We start from the raw sequence: 14,392 nt of genomic DNA on the forward strand, positions 1-14,392 counted from the left end.
TTAACACATTTTGACGTCATCGCACCCTTGACGCGACGTCATTCATGACGCCATCATGGCGTCATGGACCTCACACCGTATGTGGACGACCTCCGCCGCCAACTCGTGACGGCCGCCGAAGCCGGCGGGGAGGAGACCCGGGCGATCGCCGAGCGCCTGACCGCAGCCCTGGAGCCGGCCGCGCGACTGGCCCTGCTGGACGCCCTGTCCTCCGCCGCCGAAGAGATCACCCGCGACGTCGCCCCGGCCTCGGTCGAGGTCCGGCTGCGCGGCGGCCAGGCCGACTTCATCGTGACGCCGCCCCCGGTCGGCCCCGCCGGCGCCGAGGCGCCCGACCCGGCGGCGTCGCCCCGCCCGCTTCCGCCCGAGGCCGAGGACGGCGGCACCTCCCGGATCACCCTGCGCCTGCCCGACCGCCTCAAGCCGCTCGTCGAGGACGCCGCCCGGCTCGAAGGCCTCTCGGTCAACGCCTGGCTGGTGCGCGCGGTCGGCTCCGCCCTCGGCGGCGGGACCGACCAGCCGTCCGGACGCGTCACCGGCCGCCAGGTCGGGCGCGGCTACACCGGGTGGGTCCGATGACCGACCACCCCCACCACCACCGCCACCACCGGCACCACAGCGAGGAGACCGCCGTGACCACGTTCGACACCCCCGGGCCCATCACCGCCGACATCGACGTCGTGGCCGGAGGCCTGCAGATCACCGCCTCCGACCGCACCGACACCGCCGTCAGCGTCCGCCCCCTCGACCCCGGCAAGGACGCCGACGTCCGGGCCGCCGACCAGGTCCAGGTCGACTGCTCCGGTGGCCGCCTCACCGTGGCCACCCAGAAGAGCGGCCTGGGGCGGATGCTGCAGAAGGGCATGGTCGACATCACCGTCGAGCTGCCCGCCGGCTCGCACCTGCAGGTCCGCGCCGACTTCGTCAACGTCCGCGGCGAGGGCCTCCTGGGCGGCGCCCGGGTCCGGCTCTCCACCGGCAACGTCCTGCTGGACCGGCTGGCCGGGAAGGCCGAGATCACCACGGGCACCGGCCGCATCCGCGTCCAGGAGATGGACGGGACCGCCGCCCTGAAGACCACCACCGGCACCATCACCGTCGGCACGGCCACCGGCTCCCTGCACATGGCCTCGGCCACCGGCGACCTCACCGCCGACCGCGTCCTGGACTCCGTCGAGGCCAAGGCCGCCCACGGCAACATCCTGCTCGGCGAGGCGGTCCGCGGCCGCGTGGACCTGCGCTCCTCCTACGGGGAGCTGGAGGTCGGCATCCGCTCGGGCACCGCCGCCTGGATCGACGCCGCCTCCGAACACGGGACCGTGCGCAGCTCCCTGGAGGAGGCCGACGGCCCGGAGAGCTCCGAGGACACCGTCGAGGTGCACGCGCGCGCCCGCTTCGGCGACGTCGTGGTCCGCCGCGCCTGACCCGCCCGCCGCCCCCCCGAACGAGAGGCAGTGATGACACCGCCCCCCGCCCGAACCGCGACCGCCGTGTCGGTCGCCGGGCTGCGCAAGTCCTACGGCGAGCAGACCGTGCTCGACGGCATCGACCTGGAGATCCCCGCCGGGACGGTCTTCTCCCTCCTGGGCCCCAACGGCGCCGGCAAGACGACCGTGGTCAAGATCCTCACCACGCTCATCGGCGCCGACGCCGGCCGGATCGAGGTCCTCGGCCACGACCCGGCCCACGACCCCGACGCGGTGCGCGCCGGGATCGGCGTCACCGGCCAGTACTCGGCGGTCGACGGCCTGCTCACCGGCGAGGAGAACCTGAGGCTGATGGCCGACCTGCACCGCCTGGGGCGGCGCACCGGCCGGCGGCGCAGCACCGAGCTGCTGGAGCGCTTCGACCTGGCCGACGCCGCCCGCAAGCCCGCCGCCGCCTACTCCGGGGGCATGCGGCGCCGTCTGGACCTGGCGATGGGCCTGGTCGGCGAGCCCCGCCTGCTCTTCCTCGACGAGCCCACCACCGGCCTGGACCCGCGCAGCCGGCGCGGCCTGTGGGAGATCATCCGCATTCTGGCCGCCGACGGCACCACCGTCTTCCTCACCACCCAGTACCTGGAGGAGGCCGACCGGATCGCCGACCGGATCGCGGTCCTCGACCGGGGCGCCATCGCCGCCGAGGGCACCGCCGACGAGCTGAAGCGCCGGGTGTCCGGGGGCCACGTCCGGCTGCGCTTCGCCGCCGCCGACCGCCTCGACGCCGCCGCCCGCGTCCTCGGCGGCACCCGCGACGAGGAGGCCCTGGTCCTTCAGGTCCCCGGCGACGGCGGCGTCACCGGGCTGCGCTCGCTCCTGGACCGCCTCGACGCCGAGGCGATCGAGGCCGAGGAGCTGTCCGTGCACACGCCCGACCTGGACGACGTGTTCCTGGCCCTCACCGGCACCGGCGACGAGCAGCGAAAGGCGGCTCGACCATGACCGCACTCACCCACGCCGTCGGCGACTCGGCGACGATGGTCGGACGCCAGGTCAAGCACCTGTGGCGCTCCCCCTCCGTCACGCTGATGCTCGTCGGGATGCCCCTGCTCCTGATGATGCTGTTCGTCTACGTCTTCGGCGACGCCATGGGCGCCGGCCTCGGGGGCGGCCCATCGGGCGGACGCGCCGCCTACCTCGAATACCTGGTCCCCGGCATCGTGCTGATGACGATCGCCTCCACCGCCCAGGGCACGGCCATCTCGGTCGCCACCGACATGACCGAGGGCATCGTGGCCCGGTTCCGCACCATGGCCATCGCCCGGGTCTCGGTGCTCACCGGCCACGTCGTCGGCAGCCTGATCCAGACGGTGCTCAGCGTCGCGGTCGTCATCGGGGCGGCGCTGCTCCTGGGGTTCCGCCCGTCCGCCGGGCCGGGCGACTGGCTCGCCGCGGCCGGGCTGGTGCTCCTGGCCGCCTTCGCCCTCACCTGGCTGACGGTGGCGCTCGGCCTGGCCTCGGGCAGCGTCGAGACCGCGAGCAACGTGCCGATGCCGCTGATGTTCCTGCCCTTCCTCGGCAGCGGCTTCGCGCCCACGGAGACGATGCCGGCCGGGCTGCGGTGGTTCGCCGAGTACCAGCCCTTCACCCCCGTCATCGAGACCCTGCGCGGGCTGCTGGCGGGGACCGGCGCCGGGGACTCCGTACCGCTGGCGCTCGGCTGGTGCGGCGTCATCGCGCTGGGCGGCTACCTCTGGGCGAAGCGGCTGTACGGCCGCGACCCCTCGGTCTAGACGGCCGACCGCCGGATTCCGCTCAGGCCTTCACATAGTCCGCCAGGTGCTCCCCGGTGAGCGTGGAGCGGGCGGCGGCCAGCTCGGCGGGGGTGCCCTCGAAGACCACCCGGCCGCCGTCGTGCCCGGCGCCGGGGCCCAGGTCGATGATCCGGTCGGCGTGCGCCATGACCGCCTGGTGGTGCTCGATGACGATCACCGAGGTGCCGGAGTCGACCAGCCGGTCCAGCAGGGCCAGCAGCTGCTCGACGTCGGCCAGGTGCAGGCCGGTGGTGGGCTCGTCGAGGATGTAGACGCCGCCCTTCTCCCCCATCCGGGCGGCCAGCTTGAGCCGCTGCCGCTCGCCGCCGGACAGCGTGGTCAGCGGCTGGCCCAGGTGCAGGTAGCCCAGGCCCACGTCGTCCATGCGGCGCAGGATCCGGTGCGCGGCGGGGGTGCGCGCCTCCCCCGCGCCGAAGAACGCCTCGGCCTCGGCCACCGACATCGCGAGCACCTCGCTGATGTCCCGCCCGCCCAGCCGGTAGTCGAGCACCGCCGCCTGGAACCGCTTGCCCTCGCACTCCTCGCAGGTGACGGCCACCCCGGCCATCACCCCCAGGTCGGTGTAGGTCACCCCGGCGCCCTTGCACTCGGGGCAGGCGCCCTCGGAGTTGGCGCTGAACAGGGACGGCTTGACCCCGTTGGCCTTGGCGAACGCCTTGCGGACCGGGTCGAGCAGGCCGCTGTAGGTGGCCGGGTTGCTGCGCCGGGAGCCGCGGATGGGGGTCTGGTCGATCTCCACCACGCCGTCGCGGCCGGCCACCGACCCGTGGATGAGCGAGCTCTTGCCCGAACCCGCCACCCCGGTCACGGCCACCAGCACCCCGAGCGGGATGTCCACGTCGACGTCGCGGAGGTTGTGGGCGCAGGCGCCGCGCACCTCCAGCGCGCCGCTGGGAGAGCGCACCGACTCCTTGAGCGCCACCCGGTCGTCCAGGTGCCGCCCGGTGACGGTTCCGGAGGCGCGCAGGCCCTCGACGGTGCCCTCGAAGCAGACGGTGCCCCCGTCCGTCCCGGCGCCCGGCCCCAGGTCGACGACGTGGTCGGCGATCGCGATCGTCTCGGGCTTGTGCTCGACGACCAGCACCGTGTTGCCCTTGTCGCGCAGCCGCAGCAGCAGGTCGTTCATCCGCTGGATATCGTGCGGGTGCAGGCCGATGGTGGGCTCGTCGAAGACGTAGGTGACGTCGGTGAGCGAGGACCCCAGGTGCCGGATCATCTTGATGCGCTGTGCCTCGCCGCCGGAGAGCGTGCCCGAGGGGCGGTTGAGCGAGAGGTAGCCCAGCCCGATCTCGACGAAGGAGTCGAGGGTCCCGCCCAGTGAGGCCAGCAGCGGCGCCACCGACGGCTCGTCCAGGCCGCGCACCCAACCGGCCAGGTCGCTGATCTGCATCGCGCAGGCGTCGGCGATGCTGACGCCCTTGATCTTGGAGGAGCGGGCGGCCTCACTGAGCCGGGTGCCTCCGCACTCAGGGCAGTCGGTGAAGGTGACGGCCCGGTCCACGAAGGCCCGGATGTGCGGCTGCATCGCCTCCCGGTCCTTGGACAGGAACGACTTGCGGATCCGGGGGATCAGCCCCTCGTAGGTGACGTTCACCCCGTCGACCTTGACCCGGGTGGCCTCCTTGTGCAGGAGGGCGTCCAGCTCCTTGTCCGAGTAGTCGCGGATCGGCTTGTCCGGGTCGAGGAACCCGGATCCCATGAAGATGCGGCCGTACCAGCCGTCCATCGTGTAGCCGGGGATGGTGAGCGCGCCCTCGGCGAGCGACTTGGAGTCGTCGTAGAGCTGCGTGAGGTCGAAGTCGGTGACCTGGCCGCGGCCCTCGCACCGGGGGCACATGCCGCCCAGGCGCGAGAAGGTCGCCTTCTCGGCCTTGCTCCGGTCGCCGCGCTCGACCGTGATGGCGCCGCTGGCCCGGACGGTGGCCACGTTGAAGGAGTAGGCGTTGGGCGGCCCGATGTGCGGGTCGCCGAGCCGGCTGAACAGGATGCGCAGCATCGCGTTGGCGTCGGTGGCGGTGCCCACCGTGGACCGCGGGTCGCTGCCCATGGGCTGCTGGTCGATGATGATCGCGGTGGTCAGCCCGTCGAGCACGTCCGCGTCGGGGCGCGGCAGCGTCGGCATGAAGCCCTGCAGGAACGCGCTGTAGGTCTCGTTGATCAGGCGCTGCGACTCGGCGGCGACCGTGTCGAAGACCAGCGAGCTCTTGCCCGAGCCGGAGACGCCGGTGAACACGGTCAGCCGGCGCTTCGGGATCTCGATGCTGACGTCTTTGAGGTTGTTCTCGCGTACGCCGTGCACGCGGATCATGTCGTGGCTGTCGGCCACATGCTGCTCGGGCGGGCGCCCGTCCGTCCTCGGAGCCGTGCTCATCGTCTCTCCATCCGTTGGGCGGGGGCGGTCCTCGCGGCCCGGCCCCGTGTCCGTGGAGATCACGCTAGACGGGGGCCGTCCCGGCGGGCTTCTCGATTCCTGACCGGTCTGGTGACCTGCTTGGACACACAGGAGGGCATGCCCTCGGGCCCGCCGCCGGCCTGGCGCCGGTAGACGCTGGGAGACACGCCCACCAGCTCGGTGAAGCGCGTACTGAACGTGCCCAGCGACGAGCACCCCACATCGAAGCAGACCTCGGTGACACTCAGGTCCCCCCGCCGCAGCAGGGCCATGGCCCGCTCGATCCGCCGCGTCATCAGATACGAGTACGGAGACTCCCCGTAGGCGGCCCGGAACCGCCGGCTCAGGTGGCCGGCCGACATGTTCACCCCGCGGGCCAGTGCCTCGACGTCCAGCGGCTCGGCGTACTCCCGGTCGATCCGGTCGCGCACACGGCGCAGCAGGACCAGCTCCCGCAAGCGCTGCCCGTCGGCATCGATGCTGCTCACGGGCACGATTCTGACACAGCGCCCCGGAGATGCCCAGAACCGGAACCGGCCGCCCCGGCCCCTACCGCCCGCGCGCGGCGACCTCTACGCGGCCGAGAACCCCCGGATCCGTCGCGGCCCCGGCGGTGAAGGCCTCCAGGTAGTCGGGGTCCACCGGAGCGGCGGCGTCCAGCCGGGCCACCGCCTCGGCGTCCAGTTCCAGGCCCGCGGCGCCGAGGTTCTCCTGCAGCGCCTCGGCGGTGGACGCGGCCACGATCGGGTGCACCCACCGACGCCGCGCCCGCGTCCAGGCGATCGCCACCTGGGCGGCGGTGGCGCCGGTCTCGGCGGCGACCTCCTCCACCGCCCGGGCCGCCGCGCTCTCCCGTTCCGAGCCCGCACAGGCCCCGGCACCGGCCAGCACGCCCCGGGCGGTGGTGCGCCACACCGCCGCCGACAGCCCCAAGTGCCCGGCCATGGGCAGCAGCTCTCGCTCGATTCCGCGCGCCGCCGCGTTGTAGGGCACCTGGATCCCGGCGATCGGGGGCCGGTCGCGCCACTCGGCCAGCGCGCCGGCCCACGCCACCACCCACGCCGGGGAGTCGGAGATCCCCGCGTACAACACCTTTCCGGCCCGGACGGCATCGTCCAGGGCCCGCATCGTCTCCTCCAGCGGGGTCAGGGGGTCCCACAGGTGCACCCACAGCAGGTCGACCCGGTCGGTGCGCAGCCGCCGCAGGCTGCGGTCCAGGGACAGGGCGAGGTTCCTGCGGTGGGCGCCCCCGGCGTTGGCATCGACCGGGTCCCGGGTCAGTCCGAACTTCGTGCCCAGGACCCACCGGTCCCGGTCCCCGCGCAGGAGCTCGCCCAGGACCTCCTCGGAGTCCCCGTAGGCCGAGGCCGTGTCGATGGTGTTCCCCCCGGCCTCGGCGTAGGCGTCCAGTATGCGGCGGTGCCTCGCGCGCACCTCGCCGTCGCCGCGTGCGAAGAACGGCGTCCCGCCCAGAAACAGCTCCGATACGCGCAACCCGGTCCGGCCGAAGAGGTGGTGCCGCATGGTGCTCACGCCGCCCCCTGTGCGCCCGCGGCGGCCTCCGCACGCGCCGACCGCACCGACCGCATCGCTCGCGCCCACGGCAGGAGCTGGTCGAGGAGCGCCCCCAGCGCCTCCTCCTGGTGTCCGGCCGGCTTGAAGTACTGCAGGTCCTCGAAATCGGTGTACAACCCAAGGGACACCTGCGCCTGGACGTGGGCCACCCGGACCTCGGAGAGGACGCCCCGCAGGTGGTCCACGGCGTGCGCCCCGCCGACGGCGCCGTAGCCCACGAATCCGGCGGCCTTGTCGTTCCACTCGGCGTACAGGTAGTCGACGGCGTTCTTCAGCGCCGCCGGGACGGATCGGTTGTACTCCGGGGTCACGAACACGAACGCGTCGAAGCCGTCGACGAGCCGTGCCCATGACCGGGTGTGCTCCCCGGTGTAATGGCCGAGGATCGGCGGGAGGGGTTCGTCGAACATCGGAAGGCCGACCTCGGCCAGGTCCACCAGCTCGTACTCCGCGCCGCCGTGGGCCGACGCCTTCTCCAGCACCCAGCGGCCGACAGCCGCTCCCTTGCGTTCGATCCCGGCGACGCCGTCCCGGCTCTCCGGGCGGGTGGAGCCGATGACGACCGCGACCCTCGGCGGGACCTCGTTGTGTGTGTCCATGCCTCTCAGGCTCGCGCCGCGCCACGGGCCGGACCAGGCCGCGTCGGGGGTGGCCCCACGGGGGCCACCCTCATCGGGCGCCCGGTCCCTAGACTGCCCGCATGGGCGACAACGAACTCGGGGCGTTCCTGCGCTCCTGCCGCGATGCCCTCTCCCCGGCCCAGGTCGGACTGCCGGAGGGACCGCGCCGCCGGGCTCCCGGGCTGCGCCGGGCCGAGGTCGCCACGCTCGCCGGGGTGAGCGTCGAGTACCTCACCCGCCTGGAGCAGGGCCGCGACCGCCATCCGTCCAGCGAGGTGCTGTCGGCCCTCGCCGGCGCCCTCCTCCTCTCGGCGGACGCCTACGTGCACCTGCACCGGATCGCCAAGTCGGTCGGCGGCCGCGAGTGCCAGGGCGCCGAGCCTCCCCGGCGCACCGTGCGCCCCACGGTCCGGGCCCTGATCGAACGCCTGGAGCCCTCGCCTGCGGTGGTGCTCAACCGCCTGGACGACCTGCTGGTCCACACCGAGGGCTTCGCCAGGCTGACCGCGCCGTCCGGACTCTTAGACGGTCCCGAGCCCAACCTGACCCGGTTCGTGTTCACCGACCCCCGCTCGCGTACCGCCCTGCCCGATTGGGACCGGGTGGCCGACGCGCAGACCGCCCGCCTGCGCTCCCAGTCGGCCTGGGGCGACGGCCACATGCTCCCCCTGGTGGAAGGGCTGGCGGAGATCCCCGAGTTCGCCGCCCGATGGCGGAACGCGGCCTCCCTGCCGCCCCGAAGGGGCGTGCACCGCTGGAGGCACCCTGAGGCGGGGGAGCTGCGCCTGGCGTTCGAGTGCCTGGACCTGCCCGACTACGACGGCCAGTACCTCCTGGTCTACCTGCCCGACGACGCGGCGACGGGGGCCGCTATGGACCGCCTCACCGGCCGCCGCCCAGGAGCCTTGCGCGCCGTCGCCGACTGAGCCGCCCCCGGGGGCCTCGGAACCGCCTACAGCTCGACGCTCTCACCGACGCGGAGCCGTCGCATCTCGGTGCCCGAACGCTCGGACTCACCGGCCATGACGCCGTCCAGTACGTGCAGCCCCCAGTCGTTGAGGAGGCCGTCATGAACGGCATAGGCACGCCCGGGAGCAGTACGGCGCAGGTAGGCGATCAGGTCGGGGACCGTCAGCCAGGGAGCCTGCACCGGGACCAGGAGAGTGGACACGTCTACGGTCGTCAGCGCATCGCCCGGGTGGAAGACTTCGTCGTCGATCAGGAACCCCACGTTGTCCACCGGCGGCACGTCCGGATGGCTGAAGTGGTGCTTTTCGCCCGCCACCGTGACGTCGAAGCCGGCGGCGGTGAAGCGGTCGCCGTCGCGCACCACGTGCACGCGGTCACCGAGCGCCCCGAGGTGCCGGGCGACCCCGGGGCATGTGTAGACGGGCGCCTCGCTTGCGCGCAGCCGCTCGGGGTCGAAGTGGTCGAAGTGCTCATGGGTGATGAGGACGGCCTCGGCCCCCGCCACCGCCGCGGGTTCGGGGGTCATCGCCCCGGGGTCGATCACGATCGAGCGGCCGTTCTTCTCCAGGCGGACGCACGCATGGCCGAACTTGGTGAGCCTCATGCCGCTCATCCTGCCCGCAGGACAGGACGCACGGACACCCGCTTCTGCGCACGGCAGAAGCCCCACTGTCGGCTGAGGCCGGCTGCCGTCGACTACTGCCGTCACACGACGGAGGGCGTCCACCTGGACCGGTGAACGCCCTCGTCATATGGGGTGGAGCCAAGGGGAGTCGAACCCCTGACCTCTGGTATGCAAAACCAGCGCTCTGCCAACTGAGCTATGGCCCCGGGCATGCCGCCGGGGCGGCATGGGAACGCGTAGAGCATACCGCCCTCGCGGAGGGGATGGTGTGTGGGCGCCGCAAGGGGACGAACGCCGCCCACATGAAGAACGCAGACGGCAGCCACCGGCACGCGGCCGTGCCGTGGCTCGCCGGTCTGCGTCGGACTAGTTCTCGCTAGCCGCGGTGGCTTCCGTCCACAGGTCGAGCTCGGCGCGGTCGGCCTGGATCTTGCGGTAGACGGCGAACGCCCCGAGGGCCACCAGCACCAGCACGATGATCTTCTTCACGGCGTGGACCCCTTCTTCGATCACGGATATTTCGGGTCAGGAAAGGACGCGCGGCTCGGAGAGCGAAAGCCCCCGGCGGCTGGCCGGAGTCCCTCTGCCCTTCCACCCGAGCGGAAGGCGTCGGTAGAGAACTTTATGGGGTTGTCTCCTTGCAGACTAGCAACCCCCCGACGGATCTCCGGCCCCGCCGTGCCCCAGTGCCCTCGTCCCAGGTCGAACCCGGTGCAGGCTTTGCCGTGATGTGACGGACCCCAGGCGTGTCCGGCCGCCCCGGCGCAGCTCACCGGCCCAGTCGGCGCGCCGCGCACGCGGAGGGGCCGGCCCTGCCCCCGGGAACACAAGGGACCGGGCCGGGACCGGCCATCCGGCGGGGGAGAGGACGCCGAGAGCGCCTCTCCCGCTCTCCGGGCACGGGCCCCGTCCAGGGCCAGGGAGCCGCGAGAAGCCCTCTCAGGTCAGCAGGGAAAGGCGCTTGAGGTTCGTCAGGGTCTCCTCCGGCGTCAGGGCCGTCTCGTTCAGCCGCCGCCAGACCGCCTGGCACCCGCGGACCCCGTCCTCGGACTCGACGATGGACCCGCCGTGCGGGGCGTCCACGAACGCCAGCGACGCCTCGTCCTCGTCGAACTCCAGCACCGTGAACGGCCCCGACGCCCCGGCGTGCGGCCCCGCCGACGCCGCGAGCAGGCGCACGCTCACCCGCTCATTGCCCCGCAGCAGGTCCACGATGCGCCGCAGCTGCGCGTGCAGAAGGTCCGGGTCGCCCGAGACGCGGCGCAGCGCGTCCTCCTCCAGCACCGCGTGGTAGTGCAGCAGGGTGTCCCGGTCGAGCACCTCCTGGCGCTTGAGGTAGGCCGCGACCATGCGTTCGGCGGCGCGCTCCCCGCACCCCTGGGCCCGTGCGAGCATCGCAGTGTACTCGGGCACCTGCAGCAGGTCGGGCACGAGGATCCCGGCGTAGGTGTCGATGGCCACCGCTCCGGCCTCGTTGCCGACATAGGCCGAGGAGAGCACGTCCTCGTACTCCGTCCACCAGGGCCGCAGCCGCGACTCGCGCACCAGCGTCAGGATGGCCTCCCGCTGGCCCCCCGTCACCCCGTAGAGCTTGAGCAGCGCGGAGACCTCCATCACCGACGGCCACTTGCGGATCCCCGTCTCGATGTGGCCGAGCTTGGCGGGGGACCATTCCAGGACGTCGGCCACGTCGCTGAGCGTCATCCCGGCTTGGACACGGCGCCGGCGGAGCTCTGCGCTCAGACGGCGTCGGCGGACGGTGGGGCTGGTCATGGCGCTGTCCCGTACACGCGAAGTACCGGTTTCCGTGGCTCTAGCGAAGCACTATGCCTAGCCTCTAGCAATGAATTCCTAGAAATCGGCCGGGAATGGGTCCGTGCCCGGGCCATTCGGACCCCGTCACCGCCCCTCGGCGCGGGACCTTCAGCCCTGTGTCGCCGCCGACCGGTGCCTTCAGGCGCAGAATTCCCTGTGGCCCCATCGACCTCATGGGCCCCCTGGGCACCGCCGCCCCCACGGATACGGTCCCGGGGGCGCCGATGCACGCGGGGGAGGGGATAAGGGACAAGGGGAAGCGGTTCACTCACCCCTACTTCTGGAGGAGGAATCCGGTCGGTCCCCGCAGTCCGACTTTCATCCGTCTTCTACGCCGACGGGCCGGGAAGGCTTCTCCCACCCCTGGTGACCAGGATCACCGAAGAACGCACGCGTCACTTAACGCGTACCATGCACCAGGACGGACCCTTGAGAAGGACGATAATGAGCCACCCCATCGACGACGCCGAGCAGTTGATCGCGAACGCCGAGGAGGAGTTCCCGCCCCCCGTGCGTTCACGGCTCATCGCGAAGCTGCGCAAGGGGACGCACATCGACGACGCCGCGCGTGAGCTCGGCCTGACGCCCCAGCGGGTGTTCTCCGCCGCCAGGATCCTCGGGCAGTTCGGCGAGCAGCTGGACGCCACGCTCACCGCCGAGCGCGACCCCGCCCTACCGCACGGCACGGTGACCGGCTTCAACAAGCGCTGCCGGTGCCCCCAGTGCCGAGGGGCCGTGAACCGCCGCATCTGACCCTCGGGTCCCCATACCGGGTGCGACCCGACGTTCACCGCGATGACATCGGCCGGATCCGGCTCATCATGCTTATCGATCTTCAAGCCGGGGAAACCGCTCAACATGAACGAGCGTGTGGACTGGGCCGCGATGAGCGACGAAGAGTTCATAGCGCTGGTGCGCCAGCTGATGGACACACCGCCTGTTCCATCGAACGACGAGGATTAGCCCCCGCAGGCCTCTGACCGGCCCCCTCGCCGGTCGGCGCGAGGACGCGGGGACCCTCCGGGAGCCCCGCGCTCCTGAGGCGTGCCTCCGGCCGCCTCTCAGGGCCCGGCCCTGACCGCCGCACCGAACGGGGACGGCGAGGAGCACCCTGCAGGGGACGGCCGGCCGCGTGACGCGGCCGCGGGCACCCGCATCCCGCCGTGGGCGGTGCGGGCGGAGCCGCGTGTGCCCGAGCGGCCCACCGGTTTCGGACGGCCTCTTTCCCTCTTTAGGGACGAGTCGAATTATCGACCTGGCGCTATGTCGACATTTCCGCGCCGCCCCCGGAGGGCCCCGAGTGAGCGGAGGGGCCGGAGGGCAGGGATGCGGCGGAGTCGGCGGAGGCCACGGCCCGACCGATCCGCTCCGCCAGCTCACGCAGGTACTCCACCACGCCCGGAGGCTCCACCACCGTGAACTCGTACCCGAGGAAGGCCAGGTGGATCGCCAGGGTCTCCATGCCGTGGGCCCCGGTGCGCAGCTCGCACGAGCTCTCGTCGATCGGCGTCACGATGCCGACCATCGGCGACAGCCGCTGCGCCACCTCGGACTCGGGCGCGTGCAGGATGATCCGCGCCTGCTGGGAGTAGGCCGAACTGGAGATGCTCTTCGCGACGTAGGTGGCGGCGTCGTCCGGGGGAGTGCGCGCCCGGAAGCGCGGCCCCCGCGACATCGGCCCCTCCATGCGGTCGAGCCGGAAGACCCGCCAGTCGTCGCGGTTCACGTCCCACGCCAACAGGTACCAGCGCCCCGACACGTGGACCATCCGGTGCGGCTCGACCAGGCGCCGCGATTCGGCCCCGTCGTAGGTCCGGTACACGAACCGCAGGCTCTCCGTGTCACGGCAGCAGGCCGCGATCTCCGCCAGGTGCTCGCTCTCGACGAGCGGGGCCCGCCGGCCGATGGCGTCCGTGAACGCGTTCACCGCCCCGACCCTGCGCCGCAGGCGGGAGGGCAGGACCTGCTCCAGCTTGGCGAGCGCACGGGCCGAGGTCTCCTCGATCCCCGCCAGCGCCCCGCCGGCGGCGGCCGACCGGAGTCCCACGGCGACGGCGACCGCCTCCTCGTCGTCGAGCAGGAGGGGCGGAAGGGTCGACCCCGCGCCGAGGCGGTAGCCCCCGGCGACCCCCGGGGTCGCGTCGACCGGGTACCCCAGGTCGCGCAGGCGCTGGACGTCGCGCCGCACCGTGCGCGGTGTCACCGACAGCCGCTCCGCGAGCTCCGTTCCGGTCCAGTCCCGGCGGGCCTGGAAGAGCGACAGCAGCCGGAGGAGCCTCGCCGAGGTCTCAGAGGACATGGGACGGCCTTCCCTTCGATCCCTTCAGCCCCTTCGAACGGCAGGGGTGGACGGTGAAGGGGGAAGCCTACAACGAGCGCAGGTGTCGGCGGCCCCCACTAGTCTGGCCACCATGCCTTCGCCGAGCACCGACCGATCCGCACGGCCCGCCCGCCCCAAGGCCCCGACGCTCCCGGCCGAGCTGACCGAGGCCGACCTGCCGGAGCACGATCTCGTCGACGAGGGCTTCTACTCCGCGCTCGCCTTCGGGGGCCTGGACCTCACCGACCGCATGGCGGACGACGCGGAATTCGAGGGCTGCACGTTCACCCACACCCGGCTCACGGGATCCGCGCTCCGCCGTGTGCTCATGCAGGAGGCGGACCTCAAGAACGCCGACCTCGCCGGCGTCGAGGTGCGGGACGGGTCCCTGATGCGGGCCACGATCCGGGGCAGCCGACTCACCGGTGCGGTGTGGTCGGCGTGCGTCATCCGCGACGTGGTCTTCGAGGGATGCAGGGTCGACATGGCCTCGTTCGGCTACTCGACGCTGAAGGACGTCGTATTTCGCGACTGCAACCTCGCCGAGGCCGATTTCCAGGAGGCCGACATCAGGGGAGTGCGCTTCGAGGGGTGCACCCTCGAACGGGCGAGGTTCCACCGCACCAAGGCCGCGAAGGCCCGGTTCTCCGACTGCGACCTGACGGACATCAGCGGCGTGGAGAGCCTCCGCGGCGTCTCCGTGAAGAGCACCGACGCTCAGGGACTGCTCCTCGCACTGGCGAATGCGATGGAGATCGATATCAAGGACTGAAGGCCCTCTGAAAGGCGGCCACGTTTTCACGTGTTCACAAGCCACCGC

Annotated in this window: 15 protein-coding genes and 1 tRNA gene; 7 read left to right on the top strand and 9 right to left on the bottom strand. The window is 72.3% G+C overall.

The annotated features are described in order from the left end of the window. Positions 1–63: 63 nt before the first annotated feature. The 4 genes from D450_RS0117100 to D450_RS0117115 are packed head-to-tail and all read left to right on the top strand — an operon-like array spanning position 64 to position 3,214. Positions 64–579 carry a hypothetical protein gene (locus tag D450_RS0117100; RefSeq protein ID WP_017539874.1) on the top strand — a complete coding sequence of 172 codons (516 nt, stop codon included), beginning with the start codon at positions 64–66 and terminating at the stop codon, positions 577–579. Continuing rightward, positions 576–1,424, top strand: a complete 849-nt coding sequence (locus D450_RS0117105; protein WP_017539875.1) for a DUF4097 family beta strand repeat-containing protein — start codon at positions 576–578, stop codon at positions 1,422–1,424. Before D450_RS0117100 ends, D450_RS0117105 begins: the two co-directional genes overlap by 4 nt. Before the next feature lie 33 nt (positions 1,425–1,457). Beyond that, positions 1,458–2,423: an ABC transporter ATP-binding protein gene (locus tag D450_RS0117110; RefSeq protein ID WP_017539876.1), complete on the top strand. Its 966-nt coding sequence runs from the start codon at positions 1,458–1,460 to the stop codon at positions 2,421–2,423. Then, entirely contained in the window at positions 2,420–3,214 is a 795-nt protein-coding gene (locus tag D450_RS0117115) for an ABC transporter permease (RefSeq protein WP_017539877.1), read from the top strand. Before D450_RS0117110 ends, D450_RS0117115 begins: the two co-directional genes overlap by 4 nt. A gap of 22 nt (positions 3,215–3,236) precedes the next feature. On the opposite strand, the gene D450_RS0117120 is transcribed toward D450_RS0117115, so the two are convergent. The 4 genes from D450_RS0117120 to D450_RS0117135 form a co-directional block, all read right to left on the bottom strand. Continuing rightward, a complete protein-coding gene (locus D450_RS0117120) occupies positions 3,237–5,627 on the bottom strand; it encodes an ATP-binding cassette domain-containing protein (RefSeq protein ID WP_026128609.1) in 2,391 nt (796 codons plus the stop codon). Positions 5,628–5,686: 59 nt separating this feature from the next. Further along, on the bottom strand, positions 5,687–6,136 hold the full coding sequence (locus tag D450_RS0117125) for a helix-turn-helix transcriptional regulator (RefSeq protein WP_017539879.1): 450 nt from the start codon (positions 6,134–6,136) through the stop codon (positions 5,687–5,689). 61 nt (positions 6,137–6,197) lie between these two features. Further along, complete coding sequence (locus D450_RS0117130) at positions 6,198–7,172, bottom strand: aldo/keto reductase (protein ID WP_026128610.1); 975 nt, start codon at positions 7,170–7,172, stop codon at positions 6,198–6,200. Between the two features lie 5 nt (positions 7,173–7,177). Beyond that, positions 7,178–7,822: an NADPH-dependent FMN reductase gene (locus D450_RS0117135; RefSeq protein ID WP_017539881.1), complete on the bottom strand. Its 645-nt coding sequence runs from the start codon at positions 7,820–7,822 to the stop codon at positions 7,178–7,180. 101 nt (positions 7,823–7,923) lie between these two features. On the opposite strand from D450_RS0117135, the gene D450_RS0117140 reads away from it, so the two are divergent. After that, on the top strand, positions 7,924–8,769 hold the full coding sequence (locus tag D450_RS0117140) for a helix-turn-helix domain-containing protein (protein WP_017539882.1): 846 nt from the start codon (positions 7,924–7,926) through the stop codon (positions 8,767–8,769). Positions 8,770–8,795: 26 nt separating this feature from the next. On the opposite strand, the gene D450_RS0117145 is transcribed toward D450_RS0117140, so the two are convergent. The 4 genes from D450_RS0117145 to D450_RS0117160 form a co-directional block, all read right to left on the bottom strand. Continuing rightward, positions 8,796–9,416, bottom strand: coding sequence for an MBL fold metallo-hydrolase (locus tag D450_RS0117145; RefSeq protein WP_017539883.1), 621 nt, complete (start codon positions 9,414–9,416; stop codon positions 8,796–8,798). A 154-nt stretch (positions 9,417–9,570) separates the two neighbouring features. Next, positions 9,571–9,643: transfer RNA gene (locus tag D450_RS0117150), tRNA-Ala, on the bottom strand. Between the two features lie 160 nt (positions 9,644–9,803). Then, entirely contained in the window at positions 9,804–9,926 is a 123-nt protein-coding gene (locus D450_RS34760) for a DLW-39 family protein (protein ID WP_017595396.1), read from the bottom strand. A gap of 450 nt (positions 9,927–10,376) precedes the next feature. Continuing rightward, positions 10,377–11,210, bottom strand: coding sequence for a helix-turn-helix domain-containing protein (locus D450_RS0117160; RefSeq protein WP_083932683.1), 834 nt, complete (start codon positions 11,208–11,210; stop codon positions 10,377–10,379). Between the two features lie 486 nt (positions 11,211–11,696). Here D450_RS0117160 and D450_RS0117165 point away from each other — a divergent pair, with 486 nt between their 5' ends. Next, positions 11,697–12,005 (top strand): hypothetical protein, encoded by a 309-nt coding sequence (locus D450_RS0117165; protein WP_017539886.1) that lies wholly within the window; start codon positions 11,697–11,699, stop codon positions 12,003–12,005. A 508-nt stretch (positions 12,006–12,513) separates the two neighbouring features. Here the strand turns inward: D450_RS0117165 and D450_RS0117175 are convergent. After that, complete coding sequence (locus tag D450_RS0117175) at positions 12,514–13,551, bottom strand: helix-turn-helix transcriptional regulator (RefSeq protein ID WP_017539888.1); 1,038 nt, start codon at positions 13,549–13,551, stop codon at positions 12,514–12,516. A 112-nt stretch (positions 13,552–13,663) separates the two neighbouring features. Here D450_RS0117175 and D450_RS0117180 point away from each other — a divergent pair, with 112 nt between their 5' ends. Further along, on the top strand, positions 13,664–14,344 hold the full coding sequence (locus D450_RS0117180; protein ID WP_017539889.1) for a pentapeptide repeat-containing protein: 681 nt from the start codon (positions 13,664–13,666) through the stop codon (positions 14,342–14,344). Positions 14,345–14,392: the final 48 nt, after the last annotated feature.

Origin of the sequence: Nocardiopsis halophila DSM 44494 (assembly GCF_000341245.1) — a bacterium.
GTDB classification, from domain to species: domain Bacteria; phylum Actinomycetota; class Actinomycetes; order Streptosporangiales; family Streptosporangiaceae; genus Nocardiopsis_A; species Nocardiopsis_A halophila.

What these genes read in the sequence shown, in the direction of transcription:
- D450_RS0117100 (WP_017539874.1), top strand. Translation starts at nt 64, where the DNA reads ATGGACCTCACACCGTATGTGGACGACCTCCGCCGCCAACTCGTGACG.
- D450_RS0117105 (WP_017539875.1), top strand. Translation starts at nt 576, where the DNA reads ATGACCGACCACCCCCACCACCACCGCCACCACCGGCACCACAGCGAG.
- D450_RS0117110 (WP_017539876.1), top strand. Translation starts at nt 1,458, where the DNA reads ATGACACCGCCCCCCGCCCGAACCGCGACCGCCGTGTCGGTCGCCGGG.
- D450_RS0117115 (WP_017539877.1), top strand. Translation starts at nt 2,420, where the DNA reads ATGACCGCACTCACCCACGCCGTCGGCGACTCGGCGACGATGGTCGGA.
- D450_RS0117120 (WP_026128609.1), bottom strand. Translation starts at nt 5,627, where the DNA reads ATGAGCACGGCTCCGAGGACGGACGGGCGCCCGCCCGAGCAGCATGTG.
- D450_RS0117130 (WP_026128610.1), bottom strand. Translation starts at nt 7,172, where the DNA reads ATGCGGCACCACCTCTTCGGCCGGACCGGGTTGCGCGTATCGGAGCTG.
- D450_RS0117135 (WP_017539881.1), bottom strand. Translation starts at nt 7,822, where the DNA reads ATGGACACACACAACGAGGTCCCGCCGAGGGTCGCGGTCGTCATCGGC.
- D450_RS0117140 (WP_017539882.1), top strand. Translation starts at nt 7,924, where the DNA reads ATGGGCGACAACGAACTCGGGGCGTTCCTGCGCTCCTGCCGCGATGCC.
- D450_RS0117145 (WP_017539883.1), bottom strand. Translation starts at nt 9,416, where the DNA reads ATGAGGCTCACCAAGTTCGGCCATGCGTGCGTCCGCCTGGAGAAGAAC.
- D450_RS0117160 (WP_083932683.1), bottom strand. Translation starts at nt 11,210, where the DNA reads ATGACCAGCCCCACCGTCCGCCGACGCCGTCTGAGCGCAGAGCTCCGC.
- D450_RS0117165 (WP_017539886.1), top strand. Translation starts at nt 11,697, where the DNA reads ATGAGCCACCCCATCGACGACGCCGAGCAGTTGATCGCGAACGCCGAG.
- D450_RS0117175 (WP_017539888.1), bottom strand. Translation starts at nt 13,551, where the DNA reads ATGTCCTCTGAGACCTCGGCGAGGCTCCTCCGGCTGCTGTCGCTCTTC.
- D450_RS0117180 (WP_017539889.1), top strand. Translation starts at nt 13,664, where the DNA reads ATGCCTTCGCCGAGCACCGACCGATCCGCACGGCCCGCCCGCCCCAAG.